A 26420-nucleotide genomic window follows, 5' to 3' on the forward strand; every position below is an offset into this window, starting at 1 on the left:
CCCGATGAACCACCCTGGTCGGATGACGCTTCCTGATTTCAATCCCTCCGAGCCCCGGGCTCAGTGGGAACGCTTTTGTGCGTTGCTCTGGCACCACGAGGGTCTGGGCCTCTGGCTGGATGTCAGCCGCATGGCGCTGAACCGATCCAAGCTCGAGGCGTTGAGGCCGGCCTTCAGCGAGGCCTTCGCGGCGATGCGGGAGCTGGAAGCCGGAGCGATCGCCAACCCTGACGAGCAACGCCGGGTGGGGCACTACTGGCTGCGGGACCCCCAGCTGTGTCCGGATCAAGCTGAGGCCGAACACATACGTTCGGAAATTGATCAGGTCGAGCGTTTTGGCCAAGGCGTGCTCGATCACAGCCGTCAGGCCCCCGGAGCAAGGCCGTTCACGGACGTCCTCTGGATCGGCATTGGCGGTTCTGGCCTTGGACCGTTGCTGATCCTGCGGGCCCTGCAGCAGGAGGGCGTCGGCCTGCCCTTTCATTTCTTCGACAATGTCGATCCCCAGGGCTTCAGCCGCACCCTGACGGCCCTCGCTGATCGGCTACAGACCACCCTGGTGGTTGTGGTCAGCAAGTCGGGCGGGACGCCCGAGCCCCATATCGGCATGGAGCAGGCCAGGGCTGCTCTGGAGGCCAGGGGCGGCAACTGGCCAGCCCAGGCGGTGGCGGTCTCGATGGCGGGCAGTGCCCTGGATCGCCAGGCCGAAAGCGAACAGTGGCTGGCCCGCTTCGACATGTTCGATTGGGTGGGCGGCCGCACCAGCATCACCAGCGCTGTCGGGTTGCTGCCCGCCGCTTTGATCGGTGCCGATCTACGCGCTTTCCTGGCGGGGGCTGCCGCGATGGATCAGGCCACCCGGGTGGCCGATCTCGAGGCCAACCCTGCCGCCCTGATGGCGGCCTCCTGGCATGCCGCCGGCGCCGGAAAAGGGCAGCGCGACATGGTCGTGCTCCCTTATCGCGACAGGCTTGAGGTGTTCAGCCGCTACCTGCAGCAACTGGTGATGGAGTCATTGGGCAAACGCCTCGATCGTGCTGGCCAGGTGGTGCACCAGGGCCTGGCCGTGTACGGCAACAAGGGCTCCTCCGACCAGCACGCCTACGTGCAGCAACTGCGTGATGGAATCGACAATTTCTTTGTCACCTTCATCGAGGTACTGGACGATCCCGCCGAGATCAAGCCGATCGATGGTGATTGGCCTGGCGACTTCCTCGATGGCTTTCTGCAGGGAACCCGTGCGGCGCTCAGTGAAGGGGGGCGCCAGTCGATCAGCCTCACCTTGCGCTGCTTCGATGCCCGGGCGCTTGGTGCCCTTGTTGCCCTGTTTGAGCGGGCCGTTGGCCTCTATGCCGAACTGGTCAACATCAACGCCTACGACCAACCTGGTGTGGAGGCCGGCAAGAAGGCCGCTGCCACGATCCTGGATCTGCAAAGCCGGACCGAAGCGCTGCTTGCCGATGGCGAAATCCGCAGCCTGGAGATGATCCAGACAGCCCTTGGCCTCGAGAGCCCGGAGCCCATCTTCTGGATCCTGCGCCATCTCTGCGGTAATGATCGCGGCTACAGCGCCGAGGGATCCTGGGCCCAGCCCGATTCCCTGCGCTTCTGCCAATCATGATCCAATCCAGGGCCGCCGTGGCCTGGGCCGCCGGAGAGCCGCTCGAGATCACCACGATCGATGTGGCTCCACCTCAGGCTGGCGAAGTGCTCCTCAGAGTGGTGGCCAGTGGCGTCTGTCACACCGATGCCTACACCCTCTCCGGCCAGGATCCCGAAGGGTTGTTCCCGGCCGTCCTGGGCCATGAAGGTGGCGCGGTGGTGGAGGCCCTGGGCGAAGGGGTGACCTCCCTGGCCGTCGGTGATCACGTGATCCCGCTCTACACGCCGGAATGCCGCGCATGCTCGTTCTGCCTGTCGGGAAAAACCAATCTCTGCCAGGCGATTCGTGGCACCCAGGGCCGGGGCCTGATGCCCGATGGCACCAGCCGCTTCTCCAAGAACGGCAAGCCCATCTATCACTACATGGGCACCTCCACCTTCTCGGAATACACCGTGGTGCCGGAGATCGCCGTGGCCAAGATCAGCAAGCGGGCACCGCTGGAGAAGGTGTGCCTGCTGGGCTGCGGTGTGACCACCGGCATCGGCGCGGTGCTCAACACCGCCAAGGTGGAAGCAGGCGCCACGGTGGCCGTGTTCGGTCTCGGCGGCATCGGCCTGGCGGTGATCATCGGGGCGGTGATGGCCGGGGCCAGCCGGATCATCGGGGTTGACACCAACCCTGAGAAGTTCGCGGTCGCCCGCCAGCTGGGGGCCAGCGATTGCCTTGATCCCACGCAGTCGCAACGGCCGATCCAGGAGGTGATCGCCGAGCTCACCGATGGAGGCGTTGATTATTCCTTTGAGTGCATCGGCAATGTGGAGGTGATGCGGGCAGCCCTGGAGTGCTGCCACAAAGGCTGGGGTGAATCCACGATCATCGGTGTGGCCGGAGCAGGCCAGGAGATCGCCACCCGGCCGTTCCAGCTGGTCACCGGCCGGGTGTGGCGCGGCTCGGCCTTCGGCGGAGTGCGCGGCCGCAGCGAACTGCCTGGTTATGTGGAGCGCTTCGAGAAAGGCGAGATCCCGCTCGACACCTTCATCACCCACACCATGCCCCTAGAGGAGATCAACAGGGCCTTCGATCTGATGCACGCGGGTCAGAGCATCCGCTCTGTGATTCACTTCAACGGCTGATGGACTCGCTTCCTGTTCTCAACAAGCTCAGTGAGACTCGCAGCTTCGGCGGGTTGCATCAGCGTTACCGGCATCAATCGGCAGTGCTTGACTGTGCCATGACCCTGGCGGTGTATCTGCCGCCCCAGGCCCTCGCTGGAGCCCAGGTGCCGGCGCTGTACTGGCTTTCGGGTCTGACCTGCACCGATGAGAACTTCATGCAGAAGGCCGGGGCCCATCGCCTGGCCGCCAGCCTCGGTCTTGCCCTGATCGCCCCTGACACCAGCCCCCGGGGCCCCAAGGTTCCGGGGGATCCGGAGGGGGCCTGGGACTTCGGCCACGGGGCCGGCTTCTATCTCAATGCCAGCGAGCCCCCCTGGGCACGCCACTACCGCATGCACGACTACGTGGTGCAGGAGTTGCCGGCGCTGCTGGAGCGGGAACTGCCCCTCAACGACCGCCGCGGCATCAGTGGCCATTCGATGGGAGGGCACGGGGCCTTGGTGTGCGCCTTGCGCAATCCAGGGCGCTACAGCTCTGTCTCGGCATTCGCCCCAATCAGCCACCCCAGCCGCTGCCCCTGGGGCGAGAAGGCCTTCAGTCGTTACCTCGGCCCCGATCGCACCAGCTGGAGTGCCTGGGATGCGTGCGAGCTGATCGCCTCAGCGCCGCAGCGGCTGCCGCTGCTAATCGACCAGGGACTCGACGATCCTTTCCTGGAGAGTCAGCTGCGGCCGCAGGATCTGGAAGAGGCGGCTCAAGCGGCCGGCCACCCACTGACGCTGAGGCGCCAGCCTGGCTACAACCACAGCTACTTCTTCATCGCTAGCTTCATCGACGACCACCTGCGCCATCACGCTGTGGCCCTGCTTGCGTCTCCAGGTTGACGCGGCTTAAGGCACCAGGTTGACGAGCTTGCCGGGCACCACGATCACCCGGCGTGGGGCTTGGCCTTTCAGCCACTTGAGGGCGATCTCGCTCTCGAGGGCCAGACGCTCAAGGGTGGCGGCATCGGCATCGGCGGGCACCTCCAGCTGACCCCGCACCTTGCCTTTCACCTGAATCACCAGTTGCACCGTGTCCTGGATCAGGGCGGTGGGATCGGCCACGGGCCAGCGCTGGCGGTGCACGCTGCCATTCCCACCCAGCCGTTGCCACAGCTCCTCGGCCAGGTGGGGAGCGAAGGGGGCCAGCAGGATCACCAGGGCGCTCAAGGCTTCGATCGCCACAGGCTCGGCCGCCGCCTCCAGCTGGGCCGCCATGACGTTGCTGAGTTTCATCAGCTCCGAGACGGCGGTGTTGAACTGGTAGTGGCCGGGGGCCAGATCGTCGTCGATCGCGGCGATGGCGGCGTGGACGGCCCGGCGCAGTTCCTTCTCAGCCGGGGTGCTGGCCGTTGCGGCGGCTCCTGGGGTGCTCGGCAGGCGCAGTCCGCGGGTTACAGCAGTTTCCACCAGCCGCCACAGTCGCTGCAGGAAGCGGAACTGCCCTTCCACATCGGCGTCATCCCACTCCAGATCTTTTTCCGGTGGCGCCTTGAACAGGATGAACATCCGGGCGGTGTCAGCCCCGTAGCGGTCGATCACCACGGCTGGATCGACGCCGTTGGACTTCGACTTGGACATCTTCTCGAAGAAGGTGTCGAGCCGCTCGCCATCAATCGGATCGCGGGGATCGGCCGGATCGCCCACATCGGCCGGGGCCACGTATTTGCCGGTCTGCGGGTTCTTGTAGGTGATGGCCTGCACCATGCCCTGGGTGAGCAAGCGCTGGAAGGGTTCATCGAAGCTGAGCAGGCCCCTGTCGCGCAGCACCTTGGTGAAAAAGCGGGAATAGAGCAGGTGCAGAATCGCGTGCTCAATGCCGCCCACGTACTGGTCCACAGGCAACCAGCGGTCGGCGGCATGGCGTTCGAACGGCAGCTGGGTGTTGTGGGGATCGCTGTAGCGCAGGTAGTACCACGACGAGCAGATGAAGGTGTCCATCGTGTCGGTCTCGCGCCGGGCGGGCTGGCCGCAGCAGGGACAGGGCACGTTCACCCAGCTCTCCAGTTGGCTCAGGGGTGAGCCGCCCTTGCCGCTGAAGGCCAGATCCCTGGGCAGTTCCACCGGCAGCTGGTCGGCTGGCACCGCCACCAACCCACAGCTGTCGCAATGGATCATCGGGATGGGGCAGCCCCAGTAGCGCTGGCGTGAGATCAGCCAGTCGCGCAGGCGATAGCTCACCTTGCCCTCGCCCCAGCCCTTCGCCTCGGCCAGGGCCACGATCCCGGTGCGGGCCTCTGAGGCCTCAAGGCCATCAAAGGGCCCGGAGTGAACCAGCCGCCCGCCCGCGGTCCAGGCGCCGCCGTCGTAGGCCTCTTCGCTGGCACCCTCAGGCACGATCACCCGCTTGACGGGCAGCTCGTACTGGCGGGCAAAAACGAAATCGCGCTGGTCGTGGGCCGGAACCCCCATCACCGCGCCGGTGCCGTACTCGGCCAGCACGTAATCGGCGATCCAGATCGGGATCAGCTCGCCGTTGAAAGGATTCAGCGCGCTTGAGCCCAGGGGCACCCCGCGTTTGGGGTGGTCCTCGGCCGTGCGGTCCTGTTCGCTCTGTTCGCTCACCAGATCACAGAAGGCCTCCACCGTCAGGCGTTGCTCAGGGGCGGTGAGACGGGCCACCAGCGGATGCTCCGGAGCCAGCACCAGGTAGCTCACCCCATAGATCGTGTCGGGGCGGGTGGTGAAGACCGTGATCGACTGCTCGCTGGCGGCTGCGTTGTCGGCTCCAGCCGGCGCCATGATCTGGAAGTGCAGCTGGGCGCCCACCGAGCGGCCGATCCAGTTGGCCTGCATCGTGCGCACCCGCTCGGGCCAGCCATCGAGCTGGTCGAGGTCATCGAGCAGAGCCTCGGCGTAGTCGGTGATGCGCAGGAACCATTGGCGCAGCTGCCGTTTCTCCACCTTGGCGCCGGAGCGCCAGGAGCGGCCCTCGCTATCCACCTGTTCATTGGCCAGCACCGTCTGATCGATCGGATCCCAGTTGACCGTGGCTTCTTTGCGGTAGGCCAGGCCCGCCTCGTGGAACTGAAGGAACAGCCACTGGGTCCAGCGGTAATAGTCGGCGTGGCAGGTGGCCACCTCCCGGTCCCAGTCGATCGAGAGACCGAGGCGCTGCAGCTGGGCCCGCATCTGGGCGATGTTGGCGTCGGTCCAGTCGCCGGGATCGATTCCTCGCTCGATCGCGGCGTTCTCCGCCGGCAGCCCGAAGGCGTCCCAGCCCATCGGCTGCAACACCTGCCGGCCACGCAACCGCTGGACCCGGGCGATCACATCGGTGATCACATAGTTGCGCACATGGCCCATGTGCAGGTTCCCCGAGGGATAGGGGAACATCGACAGGGCGTAGAAGGTGTCGGCCGCCGCTTCGCCGTCGCTCTCAGGAGTGGCGTTGAGGCCATCCTCCTGCCAGCGCGCCTGCCAGCGGGCCTCAATCTCGGCGGGGAGGTAACGATCCGGCTGTTCGATCTTGATGCCGGAAGTGGGCTTGCCGGCAGCGGCTGGAGTGTTTTCTGAGACGGCCATGGCTTCAAAACGGCCGTTTCACTCAGCCACGCACTCTTGTGCTCGATCGTGCCACATGCCGCCCACGGCCCCCGCTCCGCTTCAGCCCAGCGGGCGAATCAGGGCCACAGCGCGGCGGCCCATCAGCAGCAACGGAGCCTCCGGGCTGGTTTTCAGGGCCAGAAATTCCGGGTCCTGCCAGTACAGGCAGCCGCCCAGGGCGGTGCCGTCGATGAGCTGCAGCTGGAGTGGGGTGCGCTCACGGATCCAGTCCTGGAGTTGGCGCACCCCGGGCAGACTGGGATCCAGGGCATGACTCTCCATAGGATCAAATGTATGTGGATGGGGCGATGCCGATGCTGGCCTTCAGCAAATACCAAGGACTGGGCAATGATTTTCTTTTGCTCGATGGCCGCGAAGCCGCCCAGGCCGACGAGACCCTGGGGCTGAGCCCGGAGACGGTGCAGCGGATCTGCGATCGCCGCTTCGGGGTGGGCGGTGACGGCGTGATCCTGGCCCTGCCGCCGCAACAGGGCGGCGAACTGCGCATGCGGATCTTCAATGCCGATGGCAGCGAGGCGGAGATGTGCGGCAACGGCATCCGCTGTCTGGCCCGCTTCCTCGCCGACAGCGATGGCGACACTCCGGGGCGGCGCTGGCAGGTGGAAACCCTGGCCGGCGCGATCGTGCCGGAACTGCTCGCCGACGGCAGCGTGCGCGTTGATATGGGCGAGCCCTTTCTGCAGCCAGCAGACGTGCCCACCACGCTGCAGGTCGGGCCGGCCGGCTTGCCCCAGGGCGAACTCGAAGCGGGTGGAGAAACCTTTGCCGTTGCGGCGGTGGGGATGGGCAATCCCCATCTCGTCATCCCGGTGGCCGCCGTTGAATACGTTGATCTCGAGCGCCTGGGTCCGCTCCTGGAGGTGGACCCGGCCTTCCCCGCCCGCGCCAATGTCCATTTCGTGGCCGTGCGGGCGGCTGACCACCTGGTGATGCGGGTGTGGGAGCGGGGCGCGGGCCCCACCCTGGCCTGCGGCACCGGAGCCTGTGCCGTGCTGGTGGCCTGCCATCGCCTGGGCCTGAGCGGGCCAGAGGCGCGGGTGGATCTGCCGGGTGGAACGCTGTGGATCCGCTGGGATCTACAAACCGGCCATCTGTTCATGGCCGGGCCGGCAGAACCGGCGTTTGATGGGGTGCTCGCCCCCGAGCTGCTGGGCCTGGAGCAGGCCCAGCCCGTTGCCGCTGAACCCTCTCTCCCAGCGGTGAGTGCCGAGCAGCCAGCGATCAACTGCTCCGTCGCTTGCGTTCAGGGCTGCCAGCAACCGGAGAACTGCCCCAGTGCTGAGGCCCGCGCCCGGGTCGACGCCCTGCTCAGCAGCCGTTCGCTCGATGATCTCGTTGCCATGGCCTCCGGATCGCTCGAATCCCGCAGCCGGGCCCGACTGGAGCGCGATGAGCCAGCCCAGGGTTGAGCCGCCGCTCTATCTAGACGCCTGTGCGACGGCTCCGCCGGCTGAGGCGGTGCTGGCGGTGATGGCCCAGGCGCAGGAGTCGGCCTGGGCGAATCCCTCCAGCCTGCATGGCTTCGGCCTGGCGGCTGCCGACAGCCTCGAACGTAGCCGTCAGGCGGTCGCGGCCAGCCTTGGAGCCGACCCCAACGGCCTCATTTTCTGCTCCGGTGGCACCGAAGCGGCCCATCTGGCGTTGCAAGGCGCTGCCGCAGCCCTGCCGCCTGGCCGCCTGGTGATCTCGGCTGTGGAGCATCCGGCCGTGACGGCCGCCGCCGCCGCCCTGGAACGGCTGGGCTGGCAGGTGGCGGTCTGTCCGGTCGACGGCTTCGGCCGGGTGCAGTTGGAGCCGCTCGATGCGCTGCTGGCCCCACCCACCCGTCTGGTGTCGGTGATCTGGGGGCAGAGCGAAGTGGGAACGCTGCAACCGATCGAGGCGATCGGACGGCGCTGCCGCGCCGCTGGAGTGGTGTTTCACACCGATGCGGTTCAGGTGGTGGGCCACCAACCGATCCAGTTCGAGACGATGCCGGTTGACCTGCTCAGTTTCACCGCCCACAAGCTTCAAGGCCCACGGGGCATCGGTGTGCTGCTCTGCCGCCCCGACCTGGAGCTGCTGCCTTTGCTGGCTGGCGGCGGCCAGGAGGCGGGACGCAGGGCCGGAACCGAACCGGTGGTGCTGGCGGCGGGGCTGGCTGAGGCCTTGCGCCTCTGTGATCAGCGCCTGCTGGCCAATGGTGGCATCGACCCGATCCAGGCGCGGCGTGATCGCTTGGCTGCGGCCTTGCTGGCCCTGCCGGGGCTGAGCCTGAGCGGCTGCCCGCAGCGCAGGCTGCCCCACCACATCAGCCTCTTGGTGGCAGATGACCAGGGCCGCCCGTTGCCGGGACGGTCGCTGGTTCAAGCCCTCTGGCGGCAGGGATTGGCGGTGAGCAGTGGCACGGCCTGTCAGCAGGGGCAAGCCAGGGGCAGCGCGGTGCTGGCGGCCATGGGATACAGCCCCGAGCAGGCGTCGAGTGGCGTGCGGCTCAGCCTTGGGCCCTGGTTGAGCGACCAGGACCTGGCGGCTGTTCCGGCGGCCTTTGAACGGGCACAGCAGGCGATGGCCACAGATTTCAGCCGGTAGGGTCAAATCCCCGAGACCCCCCAGGCGTGCTTCCTTCCGACCTGCGCAGCGCTGAAGCTGAAAGCCTCTGCGCCCTGCAATCTGCGCTCGATGCCACCGCAGAGGGCGGCACGGCCAGCCGTTGGACGATCGAGTTTCGCTTCCAGGGTCTGAAGATCCTGCCTCTGGCCTTGCGCTTTGGGGCGGCGTTGCAGGAGCAAGGGCTGCCGATGCGCCTGCTGTTCACCGATGCCGGTGCCACGGCCCTGGCCAAGCGGGACGCCCCTGATCTGGCCGGCTCGATCGCCAGCCTCGGCGATCAGATCCGGCTGCAGAAGGCAGCTGACCCGGAGGCTGAGCCTGGGGCTGAGCTCGTCACAGAGTTGCTGGTGTTGGTGGCACCGGCCTTGGCTGAGTACGAAGATGTTGACACGATCTGCCAGCAGCACCGTGGAGCCGTGCTGCTGCTGAACGGCAATCTGGAGGATGCCGCCATCGGCATCGGCAGTGTGGCCCGACAGCGCCGGCGGGGTTTCCTCTCCACCTGGAGTTGCGCCTATGCCCTGATCCCCCTGGCCGAGGCAGCCCTGCGGCGCTCGTTTCCCGATCCCTGGGGCCTCTACCGCCGGGATGCTGACGGCTATCGCTGGGTGGCGAACTTCGAACAGAAACCGGATGCCGAGCTTCAGGCCGAAGCCCTCAAACCGGGCCAGACCCCCTCAATGGCAGATGGTCTGAAGGCCCTCGATCGCTTTCTTGGCAGTCTCAGCAATTGAGCTCCTTGTCTGCGGGATCGGCTCTGGTGGGACCGGTTCGGCTGCGATCGGATCGCGCCGGGGGGTGGTGGGCTGCGGAGAAGCTCCTTAAGCTTGCGTGTCTGCAGATTTTTGATGGCCGCTGAGCTCAACAAACGCCGATGGTCCTGGAGCCTGATTGATCTCGGGGCCCTCACGGCGGTGTTGCTTGCCGTTGGCGGTGTGATCTGGAGCCCCAAGCTCAGTGGAGCTGTCGCCCAGGCCACCGGTGCCATGCAGCCCGTCCTGGTCACGGTGGATGTGCGCGGCGTGCCCGTTGCCGATCCAGCCGGGCTGATCGAGGCCGCCCGCGCGGAGGGCAAGGTCAACATCGTGATTCGCAACCAACCCCACGGCACGGTGAAGCTGAAGCAGATCTCTTCCCTGCAGCGCCGGCTTGTGGCTGTTCAGCCCGACGGCAGCGTCGTGACTGCCGTCGATCCGAACCAGGCGATGGTGGGATCCCTGGATGCCCGTTTTCTGCTGGAGGGACAGGGTCGTAAGACTGGCGGCGGCGTTGTGTTTGGCAACCAGAACCTGAAGATCGGCGCGCCGGTTGAGCTCGAAGGTGCCCAGTTCCGTGTCGGTGGCACGGTCAGCGGATTGCGTCTGGAGGACTCCTGAACCATGGCCACTTCCATCCGACGATCCGCCTCGCGCTCCCTGGGGATAGGCCTGGGGCTTGGCTTTTCCCTGCTGCCGCTCGCTCCACTGCGGGCGTTGCCTGTCTCGCCTGTTTCAGCTCTGCCGGTGGTCAGTCCGCAGGTCGGACTAACCCAGCTCCAGAACCAGGTCAGCTGTCCGGCCCTGCAGTCCAGGGTACTGGGCATCCTGGGTGGGCAGGCCAGCGTCTGGAGCGTGACGGTGGCCGACGGTTCCGGTCGGCTGCTGGCCGATGTCAATGGGCAGCGACCCCGGGTTCCAGCCTCGAATCAGAAACTGGTCAGTACCGCCTTCGCCCTCGATCAGCTCGGGCCTGATTACCGGCTGAGCACCAGGCTCTGGCGACTACCGAATGGCAACCTGCGACTCACTGGTGAGGGCGACCCCGACCTGGCCGTACCCCAGCTGCAGCGCATCGCCAAGCTGGCGCTCGGATCGGGCGGTGGCCCCGGCCAGGCGCAGGGCCCGGTGCGCCTGGAGCTCGCCGAGGAACCGGCCCAGGCCTGGTGGCCTCCTGGCTGGCACCAGGGCGATCGGGCCTTTGCCTATGGCGCCCCGATCACCCGGTTGGCGATTACCAGCAACGCCATTGAGATGGCCGTGGCCAATCCGCCGGGCCGGCTGCAGCGGCTGTTGGCCAATGAGCTCACCCGCCAAGGTGGCCAGGCCACCCAGCTGGCCGTTGTCCCGGCCCAAAGCCCCCTCCCCGAAGACTCTCAGCTGCTGCATGTGGAGCCATCGGCGCCGATGCACAACCTGCTCAGCCTGGCCAATTCAGAGAGTCACAACTTCACCTCCGAGGTGCTCTTACGCCAGGCCGGCGGCAGCTGGAACCTTCCCCAGAGCCGCAACGCCGCCAGCCAGTGGCTCGGCCAGCAGGGCTTGCCGATGCAGGGGGTCGTTCTCGTGGATGGCAGCGGTCTTGACCGCGGCAACCGTCTGACCAGCCGGTTTGTGGCGGCTCTGTTGCTGCGCATGGCCGAGCATCCTTTCGCTTCCCGTTACTGGGCGTCGATGGCGGTGGCGGGCAAGCGGGGCAGCCTGCGCAACCTCTACAAGGGCACCAGCCTCGATGGCCGTTTCTATGGCAAGACCGGAACCCTCACCGGGGTGCGTTCGATCAGTGGGGTACTCAATACCAGTGACGGCCCCCGTTACGTGAGCCTGATCTCCAACGGTGCCGGGTCACCCAACACCACGATCGGCCAGGTGCTGCGTCAGGTGCAGATCGTCAGCCTCTGCCAGCCGCCTGCTTGAGGCGTGAGGCGGCACGGCGGGCTCGGCTCATGGGAGCCTCAGACGAGGTTTTCTGGTCCAGCTCTGCCGATGGCGTCTCGTTCGTCTGAATCCGACCGAGTTCGCGGCGGCCGGCCAATACCACCTTGCTGAGGTCGCCGAGGCGCGTTTCGAGTTCGCCGAGCACCTGCTCGGCATAGTGATTGGCCCCGTCCTGGACGGCACCGGCTTCCTGGCGGCTGCGGCTGATTAAGGCCTCGCACTGCTGTTGGGTCTGCTGGCGGAACTGGAGGGCATCATTCTGGAGCCGTTCGGCCTCTGACTGGCTCTCGCGCTGGATGCGCAGGCCCTCGACGCGAATCTGTTCGAGTTCCTGCAGGCTCTGCTGGCGGGCGCGGTCATGCTGCTCGCCCAGTTGCCGCTTCACTTCCACGTACTCGGAATCGAGCTGTTGTCGGCGTTGCATCGCCTCCTGTTCCAGTTGCTGGCGACGGCTGCTGAACTGCTGTTCCGTCTGGGCCAGGCGGGTCTGGTGCTCTTGCTCGGCCTGGGCCACCTGCTGGCGCGTGCTCAGCAGCATCTGTTCGCATTGCTGGCGGGCCTGCTCGCGCATGTCCGCCACCTGGCGTTCAGCTTCCTGACGGATGGCCGCCGAATTGATCAGCTCCTCCCGTTCCTTCTGGGCCTGGGAGAGGAGTTCCTCGGCCTGCAGTCGGGTTTTGGCAATGAAGCTTTCCCGCTGCTTGAGCAGCTCCTCAGCCTGGGTGAGCTGGACCGGAATGGCATCCCGTACGGCATCCATCAACTCGATGGCGTCCTGCTCATTGACCAGACGGCCACCGCTGAAAGGAATGCGGCTGCCCTCAAGCACGATCTCCTCGAGTTGATCGAGTTGATCCAGCACGCTGATCCGGGGTTCAGCCATGGGAAGAGTGTGGAGTGATTACCGATTAAAGAGCCTGGTGAGATCCTCTGCCACTCCGGTGGGCACCATGTGACGCACGTCGCCGCCGAAACGGGCCACTTCCTTCACCACACTGCTGCTCAGAAAGCTGTGGTGGGCTGCAGTGGCAAGGAAAAGCGTCTCGACTTCCGTCGCCAGGCTCCGATTCGTGTGGGCGATCTGCAGTTCGAACTCGAAATCGGTCATGGCCCTCAGACCACGCAGGATGACGGCGGAGCCGGACTGCCGGGCGTAGTCGACGGTGAGGCCATCGAAGCTGCTGACTTCCACCGCACCGAGATGGAGCGTGGCCCGGCGGATCTGTTCAAGCCGTTGCTCAAGCGGGAAGCTGGCTTGCTTGGCCGGGTTGCGCAACACCGCCACCACCAGGCCATCGAAGAGGCGATCGGCCCGCTCGATCAAGTCGAGATGGCCCAGGGTGAGGGGGTCGAAGCTGCCGGGGTAGAGGGCCTTCATCAAGCGTGGGCGGCAGGGCGGTGTGGCTGAAGCAACGCCCTGCCACTGGGCCGGATCCTATGGGCCCGATTGATGGGCTCCACTTCACTGGCCCGGATGGCTAGGTGGAGGTTCCCTAGAGTTGTCTGACATTCCTGTTCAGATTTTTCCGATGGCTCCAGACACCAGCTCCGCCTCTGCCGCCGGCCTCGCTCTTGATGCGGCGGCCAAGAAAACCCTGTTGCGCAAGATTCCGCACGGCGTGTTCATCTGCGGTGTGGCCGAAGGGGAAGAGGTGAACGGCTTCACCGCCAGCTGGGTCACCCAGGGCTCCTTTGAGCCGCCGTTGGTGGTGATGGCCGTGCGGGCTGATTCCAGCAGCAACGGCATCATTCAGCGCACCGGTCGTTTCTCGCTCAACGTGCTCTCCGCTGACCAGAAAGACCTGGCAGCCGTGTTCTTCAAGCCCCAGAAGGGCATCGGCGGCCGCTTCGATGCCGCGCCGTTCAGCCTCGGTGCCCTCGGCCTGCCGATCCTCAACGAAGCCCTCGGCGCTCTTGAGTGCGTCCTGGTGGGTCAGGTGGCCCATGGCGACCACACGGTGTTCGTGGCCGAGGTGAAAACAGCGGTGCTGCATCGCGATGGTGCGGCCCTGGAGCTGGCCAGCACCGGTTGGCAATACGGCGGTTGATCACGGCGGCGCCCCTGCGCAAAGACCCTGCCCGGCTGGAGCAGCGCCTCAAAGAGCTGCCAGCCGAACCGGGCTGTTACCTGTTGCGCGATGCCGAAGATCGCATCCTCTACATCGGCAAGTCGAAGAGTCTGCGCAGCCGCGTGCGCAGCTACTTCCGCGACTCCCACGAGCTGAGCCCTCGCATCAGCCTGATGGTGCGCCAGATCTGTGAGATCGAGTTCATCGTCACCGACAGCGAAGCCGAGGCGCTGGCGCTGGAATCTAACTTGATCAAGGCCCACCAGCCGCACTTCAACGTGCTGCTCAAGGACGACAAGAAATACCCCTATCTCTGCATCACCTGGAGCGAGCCCTACCCGCGCATCTTCATCACCCGGCGGCGGCGGCTGCGCAGCCCCCTGGACCGCTTCTACGGCCCCTACGTGGATGTGGGCCTGTTGCGCCGCACCCTGTTTCTGGTCAAACGGGTGTTCCCGCTGCGCCAAAGGCCCCAGCCCCTCTACCGCGAGCGCACCTGCCTGAATTTCGACATCGGCCGTTGTCCGGGCGTCTGCCAGGAGAAGATCAGCTCAGAGGATTACCAGCGCACCCTGCGCAAGGTGGCGATGGTGTTCCAGGGCCGCAGCGACGAACTTCAGCAGTTGCTGCGCGCCCAGATGGAAAAGGTGGCTGAACGGCTCGATTTCGAGCAGGCCGCCCGCATCCGCGACCAGCTGGTGGGCCTCGAGCAGCTCACCGCCGACCAGAAGATGACCCTGGCCGATGGCTCGGTGTCGCGCGACGTGCTCGCCCTCGCCGCCGATCAACGCGTGGCGGCCGTGCAGTTGTTCCAGATGCGGGCCGGCAAGTTGGTGGGCCGGCTGGGGTACACCGCCGACGCCAGCATCGCCTCCCCCGGCGAGATCCTGCAACGGGTGCTTGAAGAGCACTACAGCCAGGTGGAGCCGGTTGAAATCCCTCCCGAGGTGCTGGTGCAACACCAGCTGCCCCGCCAGGAGTTGGTCGAAGACTGGCTGAGCGAGCGGAGGGGCCACAAGGTGCGACTGCTGCAGCCAAGGCGGCAGCAGAAGGCCGAACTGATCGAACTGGTGGAACGCAACGCCGCCTTCGAGCTGGCCCGCGCCCAGCGCACCGCCGAGCAGCATGCGCTGGCCACCGAAGATCTGGCCCAGCTGCTCGATCTGCCCGAGCCCCCTCGCCGCATCGAGGGTTTCGACATCAGCCACATCCAGGGCAGCGACGCGGTCGCCTCCCAGGTGGTGTTTGTTGATGGCCTGCCGGCCAAGCAGCACTACCGCAAGTACCGGATCCAGAGCAGCAGCATCACGGCCGGCCACTCCGACGACTTCATGGCGATGGCTGAGATCATGCGTCGCCGTTTTCGGCGCTGGTCCCAGGTGAAGGCCGAAGGGGCGAACCTGGCCGAGCTGCGGCGCCAGGCGAACACCCCGCTCCACACCGATGGTCTCGGCGACTGGCCCGACGTGGTGATGATCGATGGGGGCAAGGGCCAGCTCTCGGCGGTGATGGAGGCCCTGCGTGAGCTCGACTTGCACGAGGAGCTGGTGGTCTGCTCCCTGGCCAAGCAGCGCGAAGAGGTGTTTCTGCCCGGGGCGAGTACGCCGTTGGAGAGCGAACCCGAGCAGTTGGGCCTGCAGTTGCTGCGCCGCCTGCGCGACGAAGCCCATCGCTTTGCGGTCAGTTTCCACCGCCAGCAGCGGGGTGAGCGGATGAAACGCTCCCGCCTCTCCGACATCCCCGGCCTGGGCCCGAAGCGGGTGAAGGAACTGCTCGGCCATTTCCGCTCGATCGACGCCATCCAGCTGGCCAGTCCCGAGCAGATCGCTGCGGCGCCGGGTGTCGGTCCGGCCCTGGCGCGCCAGGTGTGGAGTTACTTCCATCCCGATGACCTCGAGCAGGCCGCCGAAGCTGAATCGACCAGCCCAGTGCTTGCCGGACACCTGGAGTGAAGGAACTCTCCTTTAGCGTGAAGTTCCTTTCCCCTGGCCTTGATGACGCTGCCGGCCCTGCCACCGGAGGCCTATCTCTGGTTCAAAACCCTGCACATCGTCGGGGTCGTGGTCTGGTTTGCAGGTCTGTTTTATCTGGTGCGTCTGTTCATCTACCACGTGGAGGCGGACAGCCTTGAGGAGCCTGTGCGGGCCGCTTTCAAGGCCCAGTACGCCCTGATGGAGCAGCGTCTGGCCAACATCATCACCACGCCAGGCATGGTGGTGGCGGTGCTGATGGCGGTGGGCTTGCTGATCGCCCAGCCGCTCTGGTTGAAACAGGGCTGGATGCACGCCAAGCTCGCCGTGGTTCTGGCCTTGCTTGCCTACCACTGGTTCTGCTACCGGCTGATGGGTCATCTACGCCAGGGGACCTGCGCCTGGAGTGGCCGGCAACTGCGGGCCCTCAATGAACTCCCCACCCTGATGCTGGTGTTGGTGGTGATGCTGGTGGTGTTCAAGGGCCAGTTCCCCACCGGGGCGGCCACCTGGTTCCTGGTGGCCCTGGTGGTGGCCATGGCCGGCTCCATCCAGTTCTATGCGCGCTGGAGGCGCTTGCGAGGGGAGCGGGAGGCCCTGGCCAGTGGTGGATGAAGTGGCGGTCGCAGGCTCTGCGGAGCATCCGCTTGTGGCCGTGTTGCGCGGCGTGGAGCCCTCAAGTTGCCCCGGCCGGCTGAATTTTCACTGTCACACCATCTGCAGCGACGGCAGCCTCGCTCCCGAGATTTTGGCGGACCAGGCGATTGAGCTGGGGCTGGAGCATTTTGCCGTCACCGATCACCACAGCAGCCAGGCCCTGGCGCCGATGCGGCGTCACCTGGATCGGCGTCGTCAGGCTGGAGAGACCGTCCCCATCCTTTGGAGCGGCGTCGAGATCAGCTGCCTGTTGGAGGGGTGTCTGGTGCATGTGCTCGGGCTTGGTTTCGACCCTGGCCATGCGGCGCTCGCTCCTTACCTGGCTGGCCGCGCGGTGGTTGGCGTGGCCCTGCAGGCCGGTGCGGTTGTCGAAGCGATCCACGCCTCGGCCGGTCTGGCTCTGCTGGCCCACCCGGCCCGCTATCGCCGCCCTTACCAGCAGTTGATCCGTGCCGCTGCCAGCCTTGGATTTGACGGAGCCGAAGCCTTTTACGACTACGAGCAGTCTCCCCGCTGGGCCGCCTCTCCACTGGTCTGCGCAGCGATCGCCGGTCAACTTGCCGACCTCGGCCTGCTGCACAGTTGCGGTACAGATACCCATGGGTTGAAGCTCTACGGCCGCTAGACTCGGGTCAATATTTTGATCTCCTCACCATGGGCTTACTCGATCGTCTGCTTGGAAAAGGCGGTGATGGTGGAGTCTTTTCTTCGAAACCCGCTAAGCCCAAACAGGAAAAGGCTGCCAAGAAAGAAGGCAGCTTCTTCCTTGATGCCGATTCCTCAGGCACCCTCGGCAATGTCAACTACATGCGCACGCCGAATACGATCCGCCATACTTTTCCTGGCAATGTTGAAAGTCCTGGCAATAAGGAAATCATCCAGCAGGTGGATTCGATGCAAGCCAGGATCGAATCCAGTAATGCTGAAACTGAAGTCAAAAGCAGTGTCAGACCTTCCCAGGGTTACAACGATGGTGTCCCCAAGAAGGTCAAGAAAACCTTCGTGGAGAGGATGAGCAGCGCCGAGTTGGACCGCCGCCTGCGTGGTTCGGCCGTTTCAGGGGTGAACACTCCTGGTGGGATCAGCCCCCGTCCAGCCGGCTCGGCGTCAGCCGAGTCCTCGACCAGCCAACAGCAGGGCGAGAAGCCCGGCGCGATCGATCCGTTCAAGGCGATGGCCAGAGAGATCAACAGCTGACGTTCAGGTTTCAACCAGGCTTTCACTGCTGAGCACCAACTGGCGCAGGTGCTCCAATTGGTACTCGCTGGCTCCCTGCCAAAAGCCCCGGTTGTGGGCTTCAAGCAGCCGTTCGCCCATGTCGCGCAGTGCCCAGGGATTGGCCTGGCGTAGGAACTTCAAGGTGTCCTCTGACTGCAGCCATTGCTCGCAGATGGCTCCATAACTCCAGTCCGGCACCCGGCCGGTGCTGGCGTCATAGGCAAACAGGTAGTCGAGGCTGGCGGCCAGCTCGAATCCTCCCTTGTAGCCGTGGGCCTTCATCCCCTCAATCCAGCGTGGGTTGAGCACCCGGGAGCGCAAAACCTTGTCGAGCTCGCGTTCCAAGCGGTGCAGCCGTGGCCTCTGGTGACGGGAATGGTCGCCGAACCAGAGGGCTGGAGCTGTGCCCCGCACCCGCTCGGTGGCCGCGCTCAGCCCTCCCTGGAACTGGTAGTAGTCGTCTGAATCGAGCAGGTCGTGCTCCCTGTTGTCCTGGTTGTGCAACACCACCTCCACCTGTTGGAGGCGTTGCTCCAGGCCGGCCCGATCGGGCACAGCCTCACAGCTTCCTCCTCCCCGGCTTTCGTAGCGCCAACCGCTCCAGTTCAGGTAGGCCTCGCCCAGGTCGGTGCGCTGCTCCCATTGGCCGCTGTCGATCAGGCCCTGCAGGCCAGCGCCGTAGGCCCCAGGCGCTGAGCCGTAGATCCGGGCGGCGTGCCCCTCGCGGCGGGCCGAGGCGGCCAGGGGATTCTCCTGCTCCGGTTCATCCAGCGCTGCGACCAGTGCCGTCGCCTGGTTCATCCAGCCAATCAATTGAGGAAAGGCATCGCGGAACAGGCCGGAGATGCGCAGGGTGACATCCACCCGCGGCCGTTGCAGCAGGCTGAGCGGGATCACCTCAAGCCCCACCATGCGCCGGGTGGGCCCGTCCCAGACGGGCCGGACCCCCATCAACGCCAGGGCCTGGCCGATGTCTTCGCCGCCATTGCGCATCGTGGCCGTGCCCCACACCGAGAGGGCCAGATGGGCGAGGTCGTCGCCCTGCTCCTGCAGGTGCAGTTCCAGCAGAAGTTCAGCGCTGCGGCGCCCCAGGTCCCAGGCGGCTTCGGTGGGCAGGCCGCGCAGGTCGACGCTGTAGAAGTTGCGCCCGGTGGGCAGCAGGTCTGGGCGGCCGCGGGTGGGGGCACCGGCTGGGCCGGCGGCAATCCGCTCCCCAGCCACGCCGGCGACGAAGGCCTGTCGTTCGGCTTCGCCACAGGCCAGCAGCCGCGGCAGCAGGGTTGTGGCGACCCGCTCGAGCACGGCGGCTGTGGCAGGCCCGGGGGTGGCGGGTTTTTTTGTGGCAGGCCCGGTCAGTGGGTCCCTGCCGGGTGCCGACGGCTGCTCCAGCAGTAGCTCTTTCAGCAGGCCGAGGGCCCGCTGCTCCAGCAGCTCAACCGCGTCGCCGCAGCAGCGCAAGCCAGACGCTGGGCGGCCATGGGCCGTGGCGGGCAGAGCAACGGTGTCGATCAGGGCTGCCAGCTTGTGCCGGTCGCTGGCGTCCAATGGGTCTTGCTCCAGATCCGCCCAGGGATCGAGAGCAAGACCCAGATCAGTGGCGAGCGCCTGGGTCAGACCGGCCCCTTCCGCCAGGGGCGGGCGAGCCAGGCAGAGCAGCAGTTCGGCCAGGGGCTCGGCGGCCGGCAGGGTGCCGTAGATGTGCAGCCCGGTGCGGATCTGGGCTTCTTTGAGTTCGCAGAGGTAGCCGTCGGCGGCCTCGAGGCGGGAATCGAGGCTGGCTTGCTGATCAGGCCGATCGCCGTCCTGGCTGGGGCCTGCCGGTAAGGCCATGGCGTCAAGCTGCTCGGCCAGGCGCTGGCGCAGGGTTTCCACCCGGGCCGCACCGAGCTGGCGGGCCTCCCAGTATTCGTCGAGCAGGGTTTCGAGCCGTTGCTGCGGTCCATGCAGCCCGGCCCGGCCAAGGGGCGGGGTGAGGTGATCGAGGATCACGGCCTGGGCACGCCGTTTGGCCTGGGAACCCTCACCGGGATCGTTGACGATGAAGGGGTAGAGATGGGGCATCGGCCCCAGCGCCCATTCCGGAAAGCAGTCGCTGGAGAGTCCGAGGCCCTTGCCCGGCAGCCATTCCAGGTTGCCGTGCTTGCCCACATGCACCACCAGCTGGCTGGCGGCCACCTGCCGCATCCAGAGATAGAGGGCCAGGTAGGCGTGGGTGGGTGGCAGGTCTGGAGAGTGATAGCTAAGGCTCGGGTCGCGGTCGTAGCCGCGCTCGGGCTGAATCAGCACCATCACAGCCCCGTAGCGCAGGCCGCGGATGGCAAAACCGGTTCCGCCGGCCGTGCGCTCCAGCCCGGCATCGTGCTCGGGTGGCCCCCAGCGGGCCTCCAGAACCGCCCGGCCCCGGGCCGGCAGGGTGGCGTACCAGGCCTGGTAGGTGGCTAGGGGCAGATGGTCGAGGGCAGGGCGGTGGCTGCTTTCCGGATCATTGCTGCGGCCGGCCAGCAGCAGCTGGATCAGGGCATCGCCGCTCTCGGGCAGGGGGCCTGCTCCGAGGTTGTGGCCGGCCTCCTGAAGCCAGCTCAGCATCAGGGCCGTGCTGGCCGGGGTGTCGAGCCCCACCCCATTGGCCACCCGACTGTTGCGGTTGGGGTAGTTGGCGAGTACCAGGGCCACCCTTTTCTGCGCCGGCGGCGTCTGGCGCAGCTCCACCCAGGCCCGCAGCAGCTGGGCGATCCAGTCGAGCCGCTCGGGATCGGGCCGGTAGCCGTAGAGCGCCGTGGTCAGCCCCTGATCGGCGCGCAGCAGCTCTTTGAAGGCCCCAACCCGCGTGGTGATGCGGCCATCGAGTTCGGGTAGGGCCACCTGCAGGCTGAGGTCGAGAGGGCCCAGGCCGATGCTGTTGCGTTGCCACTGGTCACGGCCCTGGGTGCTGCAGAGCAGTTGCAACACCGGCACGTTCAGGGCCTCCCAAAGCGGAGCCCCAAGTCCGGCCTCCTCGAACTGCACCGAAGCGAAGGAGGTTCCGCACAGCACCACCTCCACTTGCTCCCGGCCGAGCAGATCGGCCACGCCCCGTTGCACGGCCGGATCCCTCAAGCCGCTCACCCAAAGGGCCCTGGGGCAGAGGCCCTGGCCCCGCAAGGCCAGCAGAGTGGCTTCAACCAGGGCCGTGTCGCCGGCCTGCCACAGGGCCCGGTAGAGCACCAGGCCCACTCTCGGCCCGGGGTCCTGGCGCCAGTCATGGGCCAGGGGGTCGGCGAGGGGGACCACCGCGGGAGGTTCCACCGTTAGCCCGGCCATCAGGGCGCCAAGGGCGATCAACACCTGGCGCAGATTGTCGCGGCCACCCTCCCGCAGGCCGTGGCCGATGGCGAGGCTGAGCCCCGGCTCCACCGTCCCGAGGCTGGCCAGGGCCACTTCCTCTTCGGCGGTGCCGGCCACCACCAGCAGCTGTCGTTTCGGGCCCGCAGCCGCCCAGTCCCCCAGTCGCTCCAACCCGTAGCTCCAGTGCCCCCGCCCGCCCAGCAGGCGCACCAGCACCACCTCGGTGCTGGCCAGGCTGGTGCTGAGGTAGTGATCGATCGCGGCGGGATGGAGCAAGGCCGAAAGGTTCAGGCCTCGCACCCCCCGCGGCATCAGGGCGGGTTCGCTGGCGAGCAGGTCCGCCAGGCTCTGCAGATCGCTGTCGGCGCTGCTGAGCACCAATAACGGTGCGGAGGGCTGCTCAACAAGCAGCGGGCCCTCCTCTTGATCGGAGAGGCCTGGAACGGAGGCAAGCCGGTGCATCGCCCCATCCTCGGCCCTGGCGGTGAGAAGATCGGGGCAGCGCGTCTCGTCGACGCCACTCGCTCCGCCTCCTCACGACGCGAACCTGCATGCAAGAGTTTCTGCCCTACGCCTGGTTCGGGGGGCGCTGCGTTCCTTTCGCGGAAGCCACGATCTCCGTGGCCACCCACGCCCTCCACTACGGCACCGGGGCCTTCGGCGGCATGCGCGCCCTGCCCAATCCCGCCGACCCCAACGAAATCCTGCTGTTTCGGGCCGATCGCCATGCCCGCCGCCTCAGCCAGAGCGCCAGGCTGCTGTTTGCTGAACTGAAGGAAGAAACGATCCTTGATGCGATCGTTCAGTTTCTGCGGGCGAATCGCCCCACCACACCGATCTACCTGCGGCCGTTTGTGTACACCAGCGATCTCGGCATCGCGCCGAGGCTGCACGACATCGAAACCGACTTCCTGATCTACGGCATCGAGCTCGGCGACTACCTCTCCCCCGACGGGGTGAGCTGCCGCTTCAGCAGCTGGTGTCGCCAGGAAGACCGTTCCCTGCCCCTGCGCGGCAAGATCAGTGGCGCTTACATCACCAGCTCCCTCGCCAAAACCGAAGCCGTCACCAGTGGCTTCGATGAGGCCCTGCTGCTCAACAGCCGCGGCAAGGTGAGTGAAGCCAGCGGCATGAATCTGTTCATCGTCCGCGATGGCCAGCTGATCACCCCGGGGGTGGATCAGGACATCCTCGAGGGCATCACCCGCGCCAGCATCCTCGAGTTGGCCCAGGATATGGGCATCCCCACCCTGGAGCGGGCGGTCGACAAAACCGAGCTGTTCATCGCCGATGAGGTGTTCCTCAGCGGCACCGCCGCCCGGGTCACGCCGGTGCGGCGGATCGAAAGCACCGAGATGCCCGCCGATCGGCCGGTGATGGAGCAGCTCCGCCTGCGGCTCACGGCAATCACCCAGGGCCAGGACCCCGCCTACGACCGCTGGGTGACGCGAATCCGCCTTGAAGAGTGAACGTTTCGCCCCGGTTCCAAAGCCAAGGGCGATTTCTAGACTGATCGCCCAGAAACTGCTGGCATGACGACATTGGTGGCTCCGATTGCAACCCCAGCGGCCCGGACGATGGGGTTCATCGAGAGGCTGCATGCACCGGAGCGGCCGGTGCTGGTCTTCGACGGTGCCACCGGCACTTCCCTGCAGCAGATGGATCTCAGCGCCGCTGATTTCGGCGGCGCTGCCTTGGAAGGTTGCAACGAAAATCTGGTTTTCACCCGCCCCGACGCGGTACAGGCGGTGCATCGCCAGTTTCTGGCGGCCGGTTGTGATGTGATCGAAACCGACACTTTCGGGGCGGCCTCGATCGTGCTGGTGGAGTACGGCCTGGAGGATCGGGCCTTTGCAATCAACCAACGGGCTGCGGAACTGGCCAGGGAGGTGGCACTCGAATTCAGCACTGCCGATCAGCCCCGCTATGTGGCGGGCTCGATCGGGCCCACCACGAAGCTGCCCACCCTGGGGCACATCGACTTCGATGCGATGAAGGCGTCGTTCCAGGAGCAGGCGGAGGGATTGATCGCCGGGGATGTGGATCTGCTGCTGGTGGAAACCTGCCAGGACGTGCTGCAGATCAAGGCGGCTCTGCAGGGCATCGAGGCCGCCTTCAGCTCTACCGGCCAACGACGGCCCTTGATGGTGTCGGTCACCATGGAAACAACCGGCACCATGCTGGTGGGTTCAGATATCGCTGCTGTGGTGGCGATTCTTGAGCCTTTCCCGATTGACATTCTCGGCCTCAACTGCGCCACCGGCCCTGAGCAGATGAAGGAGCATGTGCGCTACTTGAGTGCGCACAGTCCGTTTGTGGTGAGCTGCATTCCCAATGCCGGCTTGCCCGAAAATGTGGGCGGCGTTGCCCACTACCGGTTGACGCCCCTGGAGATGAAGATGCAGCTGATGCACTTCGTGGAAGATCTCGGGGTTCAGGTGATCGGCGGCTGCTGTGGCACCACACCAGCCCATATCGGCGCCCTGGCGGAATTGGCCCAGGATCTTCATCCCAAACCACGGCAGGTGAGGCTGCCGGAACAGCAACTCAGCCGCCCGGCCCTGCAGAGCGAACCTGCAGCGTCCTCGATCTATGGCATCACGCCCTATCAACAGGACAATTCCTTCTTGATCATTGGCGAGCGACTCAACGCCAGCGGTTCCAAGAAGGTGCGTGAACTGCTCAATCAGGAAGACTGGGATGGCCTGGTTGCCCTGGCTCGCGGCCAGGTGAAGGAGAATGCCCATGTTCTCGATGTCAATGTCGATTATGTCGGCAGGGATGGCGAGAAAGATATGCACGATCTGGTCAAACGGCTGGTCACCAATGTGAATCTGCCGTTGATGCTTGATTCCACCGAGTGGCAGAAGATGGAGGCCGGCCTCAAGGTGGCTGGTGGCAAGTGCATCCTCAATTCCACCAACTACGAAGATGGCAATGAGCGCTTCTTCAAGGTACTGGAGCTGGCGAAGCGCTACGGGGCTGCGGTGGTGGTGGGAACGATTGATGAAGTGGGCATGGCGCGCACGGCAGAAGGCAAGTTCGCCATTGCCCAGCGGGCCTATCGCGACGCCCTTGAATTCGGCATTCCTGCCCACGAAATTTTCTACGACCCGCTCGCCCTGCCGATCTCCACCGGTATCGAGGAAGACCGGGGCAATGGTGCCGCCACGATCGAGGCGATCCGGCGGATCCGGGCCCAGCTTCCCGGCGTTCATGTGGTGCTGGGGGTGAGCAACATCAGTTTTGGTCTCTCTCCAGCCACCCGAATCGTGCTCAATTCGGTGTTTCTGCACGAGTGCTGCAGCGCCGGTCTTGATGCGGCGATCATCAGCCCCGCCAAGATTCTGCCTCTGGCCAAAATCAATGACGACACCAAGCAGGTTTGTCTGGATCTGATCAACGATGCCCGCCGTTTTGATGGGGACGTCTGCACCTACGACCCCCTGGCAGAACTCACCAAGATGTTCGAGGGGGTGAGTGCCCGGGAGGCCCGCGAATCGGGCCCATCCCTGGCGGATCTGCCGGTGGACAAACGCTTGAGCCAGCACATCATTGATGGCGAGCGCATCGGCCTGGAGGTCGCCCTCAACGAAGCACTCACGGGCTACCCGCCGTTGCAGATCATCAACACCTTCCTGCTGGATGGCATGAAAGTGGTGGGTGAGCTGTTTGGCTCCGGCCAGATGCAATTGCCGTTTGTGCTGCAGAGCGCTGAAACGATGAAAGCGGCGGTGGCTTTTCTTGAGCCTCATATGGAGAAGACGGAAGGGGAGCGGCGGGCCAAGGCCAAATTCCTGATCGCCACGGTGAAAGGCGATGTGCACGATATCGGCAAGAATCTAGTTGATATTATCCTCACCAATAATGGTTATGAGGTGATCAATCTGGGCATCAAGCAGCCTGTTGAGGCGATCATCGAAGCCCAGCAACTGCACCAGGCTGATTGTATTGCCATGAGTGGGCTGCTGGTCAAATCGACCGCTTTCATGAAGGACAATCTTCAGGCCTTCAACCAGGCTGGCATTGCCGTGCCGGTGATCCTCGGTGGTGCCGCTTTGACGCCTCGCTTCGTCAACAAAGACTGCCGCAGTGTCTACAAGGGTCAGGTGATCTATGGCCGTGATGCCTTCTCGGATCTGCGCTTCATGGATGCCCTGGCCGAAGCCAAACAGGCCGGCCACTGGGACGACCTGCAGGGATTTCTCGCCGGCATTCCTGAAGGTCTGGGCCTGGGCAGCGAGCCTGAACCTGCCAGCGACGAGCAGACGTCAGAGACCAGCACCTCTGCAGAGGGCTCCCCAGAGAACGGCCTCTCCGCCGAAGCGGCAGCTGAGCGGCCCGAAGGCGCCAGTGCAGCCGGTTCGCTGCAGTCTCACCTGGAGCAAAACTTGGAGCGCTCCGAGGCCGTTCCCGAGGAGCCGGCGATCAGGCCGCCCTTTCTGGGCAGCCGCGTGCTGGATGAAGCGCAGATTCCCTTGGCTGAGGTGTTCGCCTACCTCGATCGCAATGCCCTCTTCGCCGGCCAGTGGCAGTTGCGCAAGACGAAACAGCAGAGCCGGGACGACTACGAGCAGATGCTGGCCGAGAAAGCCGAACCCATCCTGACCGGCTGGATCGAGCGCTGCCTCCAGGAATCCCTGCTGACCCCCCGGGTGGCCTACGGCTATTTCCCCTGCGGTCGGGAGGGCAACAGCGTTGTGGTGTTTGATCCGGCCAATCCTGGCGTGGAGCTGGGCCGCTTTGTGCTGCCCAGGCAGCGCGCTGGCAACCGCTATTGCGTCGCCGACTTCTACCGGGATCTCGACGATGGCCGCCCCACCGACTTACTGCCGATGCAGGCCGTGACCATGGGTGAGGGGGCCAGTGCCTTTGCCCGGGAGTTGTTTGCCGCCGACCGCTACACCGACTACCTCTACTTCCATGGTCTGGGCGTGCAGATGGCCGAGGCCCTCGCCGAATGGGTCCACGCCCGCATCCGCCTGGAGCTGGGGTTCGGCAGCGAGGAACCTGCCCTCCTGCGCGACGTGCTGGCCCAGCGCTATCGCGGCAGCCGCTACTCCTTTGGCTACCCGGCCTGCCCGAACGTGGCCGATTCACGCCCCCAGCTCGACTGGCTGGGGGCGGAGCGCATCGGCCTCTCGATGGATGAGAGCGACCAGCTGGAGCCCGAACAGAGCACCACCGCCCTGGTGGCTCTCCATTCCCAGGCCCGCTACTTCAGTGCCTGAGAAGCAATCAGCAGGGGGAGTGGCAGGCTGAGGAGGTGTCTTCCTGTTCTGTGATGGCGATGGCCGGTCCTGATGGCGTTGATGCGGCGATCGCCGCTGGAGTTGATCTCGATGGAAGCCCCATTCCCGCTGAGATGCTCAGCCTTTACAACGAGGTGATGGCGCTGGAGGCCCAGCGGGCCCGCAGCGGGGTGCGCAAATCAATGCGCAACAGGGTGGTGAAGACCGGCGCCAAGCATTTTGATCAAGCCAGCCTGAATGCCCGGCTTCGTTCAGCCGGCTGGGATGGCCTCAAGGACAAAGAAATCGCCTTCTTCTACAGCTGAGATCCAGGTCACCG

The 26420-nt window shown here is 65.6% G+C and carries 21 protein-coding genes; 16 read left to right on the top strand and 5 right to left on the bottom strand.

Features of this window, described 5'->3' with window-relative positions:
- The first annotated feature begins 22 nt into the window (after positions 1 to 22).
- Genes BM449_RS12990 through fghA form a run of 3 tightly spaced genes read left to right on the top strand, consistent with a single transcriptional unit; the run spans position 23 to position 3602 of the window.
- Complete coding sequence (locus BM449_RS12990; RefSeq protein ID WP_071801574.1) at positions 23 to 1621, top strand: glucose-6-phosphate isomerase; 1599 nt, start codon at positions 23 to 25, stop codon at positions 1619 to 1621.
- Complete coding sequence (locus tag BM449_RS12995; protein WP_071801575.1) at positions 1618 to 2736, top strand: S-(hydroxymethyl)glutathione dehydrogenase/class III alcohol dehydrogenase; 1119 nt, start codon at positions 1618 to 1620, stop codon at positions 2734 to 2736. Before BM449_RS12990 ends, BM449_RS12995 begins: the two co-directional genes overlap by 4 nt.
- Positions 2736 to 3602 (top strand): S-formylglutathione hydrolase, encoded by an 867-nt coding sequence (fghA, locus tag BM449_RS13000; protein ID WP_071801576.1) that lies wholly within the window; start codon positions 2736 to 2738, stop codon positions 3600 to 3602. The genes BM449_RS12995 and fghA overlap by 1 nt, the downstream gene beginning before the upstream one ends.
- A gap of 6 nt (positions 3603 to 3608) precedes the next feature.
- On the opposite strand, the gene leuS is transcribed toward fghA, so the two are convergent.
- Both leuS and BM449_RS13010 read right to left on the bottom strand, forming a co-directional pair.
- Positions 3609 to 6284: a leucine--tRNA ligase gene (gene leuS, locus BM449_RS13005; protein ID WP_071801577.1), complete on the bottom strand. Its 2676-nt coding sequence runs from the start codon at positions 6282 to 6284 to the stop codon at positions 3609 to 3611.
- An 81-nt stretch (positions 6285 to 6365) separates the two neighbouring features.
- Positions 6366 to 6587: a hypothetical protein gene (locus BM449_RS13010; protein ID WP_071801578.1), complete on the bottom strand. Its 222-nt coding sequence runs from the start codon at positions 6585 to 6587 to the stop codon at positions 6366 to 6368.
- A gap of 32 nt (positions 6588 to 6619) precedes the next feature.
- On the opposite strand from BM449_RS13010, the gene dapF reads away from it, so the two are divergent.
- The 5 genes from dapF (at position 6620) to dacB (ending at position 11590) form a co-directional block, all read left to right on the top strand.
- Positions 6620 to 7735, top strand: a complete 1116-nt coding sequence (dapF, locus tag BM449_RS13015; protein ID WP_071802287.1) for a diaminopimelate epimerase — start codon at positions 6620 to 6622, stop codon at positions 7733 to 7735.
- Positions 7716 to 8897: a cysteine desulfurase family protein gene (locus tag BM449_RS13020; RefSeq protein ID WP_071801579.1), complete on the top strand. Its 1182-nt coding sequence runs from the start codon at positions 7716 to 7718 to the stop codon at positions 8895 to 8897. Before dapF ends, BM449_RS13020 begins: the two co-directional genes overlap by 20 nt.
- Before the next feature lie 26 nt (positions 8898 to 8923).
- Positions 8924 to 9652: a DUF1995 family protein gene (locus BM449_RS13025; RefSeq protein ID WP_071801580.1), complete on the top strand. Its 729-nt coding sequence runs from the start codon at positions 8924 to 8926 to the stop codon at positions 9650 to 9652.
- 114 nt (positions 9653 to 9766) lie between these two features.
- Positions 9767 to 10294 (top strand): DUF4330 domain-containing protein, encoded by a 528-nt coding sequence (locus BM449_RS13030; protein ID WP_071801581.1) that lies wholly within the window; start codon positions 9767 to 9769, stop codon positions 10292 to 10294.
- A 3-nt stretch (positions 10295 to 10297) separates the two neighbouring features.
- On the top strand, positions 10298 to 11590 hold the full coding sequence (gene dacB, locus BM449_RS13035) for a D-alanyl-D-alanine carboxypeptidase/D-alanyl-D-alanine-endopeptidase (RefSeq protein ID WP_083544561.1): 1293 nt from the start codon (positions 10298 to 10300) through the stop codon (positions 11588 to 11590).
- Here the strand turns inward: dacB and BM449_RS13040 are convergent.
- Positions 11565 to 12494: a hypothetical protein gene (locus tag BM449_RS13040; protein ID WP_071801582.1), complete on the bottom strand. Its 930-nt coding sequence runs from the start codon at positions 12492 to 12494 to the stop codon at positions 11565 to 11567. The two genes, dacB and BM449_RS13040, sit on opposite strands and share 26 nt — an antisense overlap.
- An 18-nt stretch (positions 12495 to 12512) precedes the next feature.
- Positions 12513 to 12989 carry a pantetheine-phosphate adenylyltransferase gene (coaD, locus tag BM449_RS13045; protein WP_071801583.1) on the bottom strand — a complete coding sequence of 159 codons (477 nt, stop codon included), beginning with the start codon at positions 12987 to 12989 and terminating at the stop codon, positions 12513 to 12515.
- 151 nt (positions 12990 to 13140) lie between these two features.
- On the opposite strand from coaD, the gene BM449_RS13050 reads away from it, so the two are divergent.
- Genes BM449_RS13050 through BM449_RS13070 form a run of 5 tightly spaced genes read left to right on the top strand, consistent with a single transcriptional unit; the run spans position 13141 to position 17504 of the window.
- On the top strand, positions 13141 to 13659 hold the full coding sequence (locus tag BM449_RS13050) for a flavin reductase family protein (protein ID WP_071801584.1): 519 nt from the start codon (positions 13141 to 13143) through the stop codon (positions 13657 to 13659).
- A complete protein-coding gene (gene uvrC, locus BM449_RS13055; protein ID WP_233831366.1) occupies positions 13647 to 15632 on the top strand; it encodes an excinuclease ABC subunit UvrC in 1986 nt (661 codons plus the stop codon). Before BM449_RS13050 ends, uvrC begins: the two co-directional genes overlap by 13 nt.
- Before the next feature lie 42 nt (positions 15633 to 15674).
- Positions 15675 to 16265 (top strand): protoporphyrinogen oxidase HemJ, encoded by a 591-nt coding sequence (gene hemJ, locus BM449_RS13060; RefSeq protein WP_071801586.1) that lies wholly within the window; start codon positions 15675 to 15677, stop codon positions 16263 to 16265.
- A gap of 34 nt (positions 16266 to 16299) precedes the next feature.
- A complete protein-coding gene (locus tag BM449_RS13065) occupies positions 16300 to 16932 on the top strand; it encodes a PHP domain-containing protein (RefSeq protein WP_233830775.1) in 633 nt (210 codons plus the stop codon).
- A 29-nt stretch (positions 16933 to 16961) separates the two neighbouring features.
- Entirely contained in the window at positions 16962 to 17504 is a 543-nt protein-coding gene (locus BM449_RS13070; RefSeq protein ID WP_071801587.1) for a hypothetical protein, read from the top strand.
- Between the two features lie 3 nt (positions 17505 to 17507).
- Here BM449_RS13070 and cobN read toward each other — a convergent pair whose 3' ends face one another.
- Positions 17508 to 21311 (bottom strand): cobaltochelatase subunit CobN, encoded by a 3804-nt coding sequence (cobN, locus tag BM449_RS13075; protein WP_071801588.1) that lies wholly within the window; start codon positions 21309 to 21311, stop codon positions 17508 to 17510.
- Between the two features lie 89 nt (positions 21312 to 21400).
- Between cobN and BM449_RS13080 the strand changes: the two genes are divergently transcribed.
- The 3 genes from BM449_RS13080 (at position 21401) to BM449_RS13090 (ending at position 26406) form a co-directional block, all read left to right on the top strand.
- Positions 21401 to 22318, top strand: coding sequence for a branched-chain amino acid transaminase (locus BM449_RS13080; protein WP_071801589.1), 918 nt, complete (start codon positions 21401 to 21403; stop codon positions 22316 to 22318).
- A gap of 63 nt (positions 22319 to 22381) precedes the next feature.
- The gene (gene metH, locus BM449_RS13085) at positions 22382 to 26080 is read left to right on the top strand and encodes a methionine synthase (protein WP_071801590.1); all 3699 of its coding nucleotides are present in this window, start codon (positions 22382 to 22384) and stop codon (positions 26078 to 26080) included.
- Positions 26081 to 26133: 53 nt separating this feature from the next.
- Entirely contained in the window at positions 26134 to 26406 is a 273-nt protein-coding gene (locus BM449_RS13090) for a DUF4090 family protein (RefSeq protein WP_071801591.1), read from the top strand.
- Positions 26407 to 26420: the final 14 nt, after the last annotated feature.

The sequence above is a fragment of the Synechococcus sp. SynAce01 genome (assembly GCF_001885215.1).
GTDB classification, from domain to species: Bacteria; Cyanobacteriota; Cyanobacteriia; order PCC-6307; family Cyanobiaceae; genus Regnicoccus; species Regnicoccus frigidus.

Coding starts and splice junctions, on each gene's coding strand:
- hemJ (WP_071801586.1), top strand. CDS start 15,675: ATGACGCTGCCGGCCCTGCCACCGGAGGCCTATCTCTGGTTCAAAACC.
- BM449_RS13010 (WP_071801578.1), bottom strand. CDS start 6,587: ATGGAGAGTCATGCCCTGGATCCCAGTCTGCCCGGGGTGCGCCAACTC.
- BM449_RS12990 (WP_071801574.1), top strand. CDS start 23: ATGACGCTTCCTGATTTCAATCCCTCCGAGCCCCGGGCTCAGTGGGAA.
- coaD (WP_071801583.1), bottom strand. CDS start 12,989: ATGAAGGCCCTCTACCCCGGCAGCTTCGACCCCCTCACCCTGGGCCAT.
- metH (WP_071801590.1), top strand. CDS start 22,382: ATGACGACATTGGTGGCTCCGATTGCAACCCCAGCGGCCCGGACGATG.
- BM449_RS13070 (WP_071801587.1), top strand. CDS start 16,962: ATGGGCTTACTCGATCGTCTGCTTGGAAAAGGCGGTGATGGTGGAGTC.
- dapF (WP_071802287.1), top strand. CDS start 6,620: ATGCTGGCCTTCAGCAAATACCAAGGACTGGGCAATGATTTTCTTTTG.
- BM449_RS13090 (WP_071801591.1), top strand. CDS start 26,134: ATGGCGATGGCCGGTCCTGATGGCGTTGATGCGGCGATCGCCGCTGGA.
- BM449_RS12995 (WP_071801575.1), top strand. CDS start 1,618: ATGATCCAATCCAGGGCCGCCGTGGCCTGGGCCGCCGGAGAGCCGCTC.
- BM449_RS13040 (WP_071801582.1), bottom strand. CDS start 12,494: ATGGCTGAACCCCGGATCAGCGTGCTGGATCAACTCGATCAACTCGAG.
- BM449_RS13080 (WP_071801589.1), top strand. CDS start 21,401: ATGCAAGAGTTTCTGCCCTACGCCTGGTTCGGGGGGCGCTGCGTTCCT.
- BM449_RS13020 (WP_071801579.1), top strand. CDS start 7,716: ATGAGCCAGCCCAGGGTTGAGCCGCCGCTCTATCTAGACGCCTGTGCG.
- fghA (WP_071801576.1), top strand. CDS start 2,736: ATGGACTCGCTTCCTGTTCTCAACAAGCTCAGTGAGACTCGCAGCTTC.
- BM449_RS13050 (WP_071801584.1), top strand. CDS start 13,141: ATGGCTCCAGACACCAGCTCCGCCTCTGCCGCCGGCCTCGCTCTTGAT.
- BM449_RS13030 (WP_071801581.1), top strand. CDS start 9,767: ATGGCCGCTGAGCTCAACAAACGCCGATGGTCCTGGAGCCTGATTGAT.
- dacB (WP_083544561.1), top strand. CDS start 10,298: ATGGCCACTTCCATCCGACGATCCGCCTCGCGCTCCCTGGGGATAGGC.
- leuS (WP_071801577.1), bottom strand. CDS start 6,284: ATGGCCGTCTCAGAAAACACTCCAGCCGCTGCCGGCAAGCCCACTTCC.
- cobN (WP_071801588.1), bottom strand. CDS start 21,311: ATGCACCGGCTTGCCTCCGTTCCAGGCCTCTCCGATCAAGAGGAGGGC.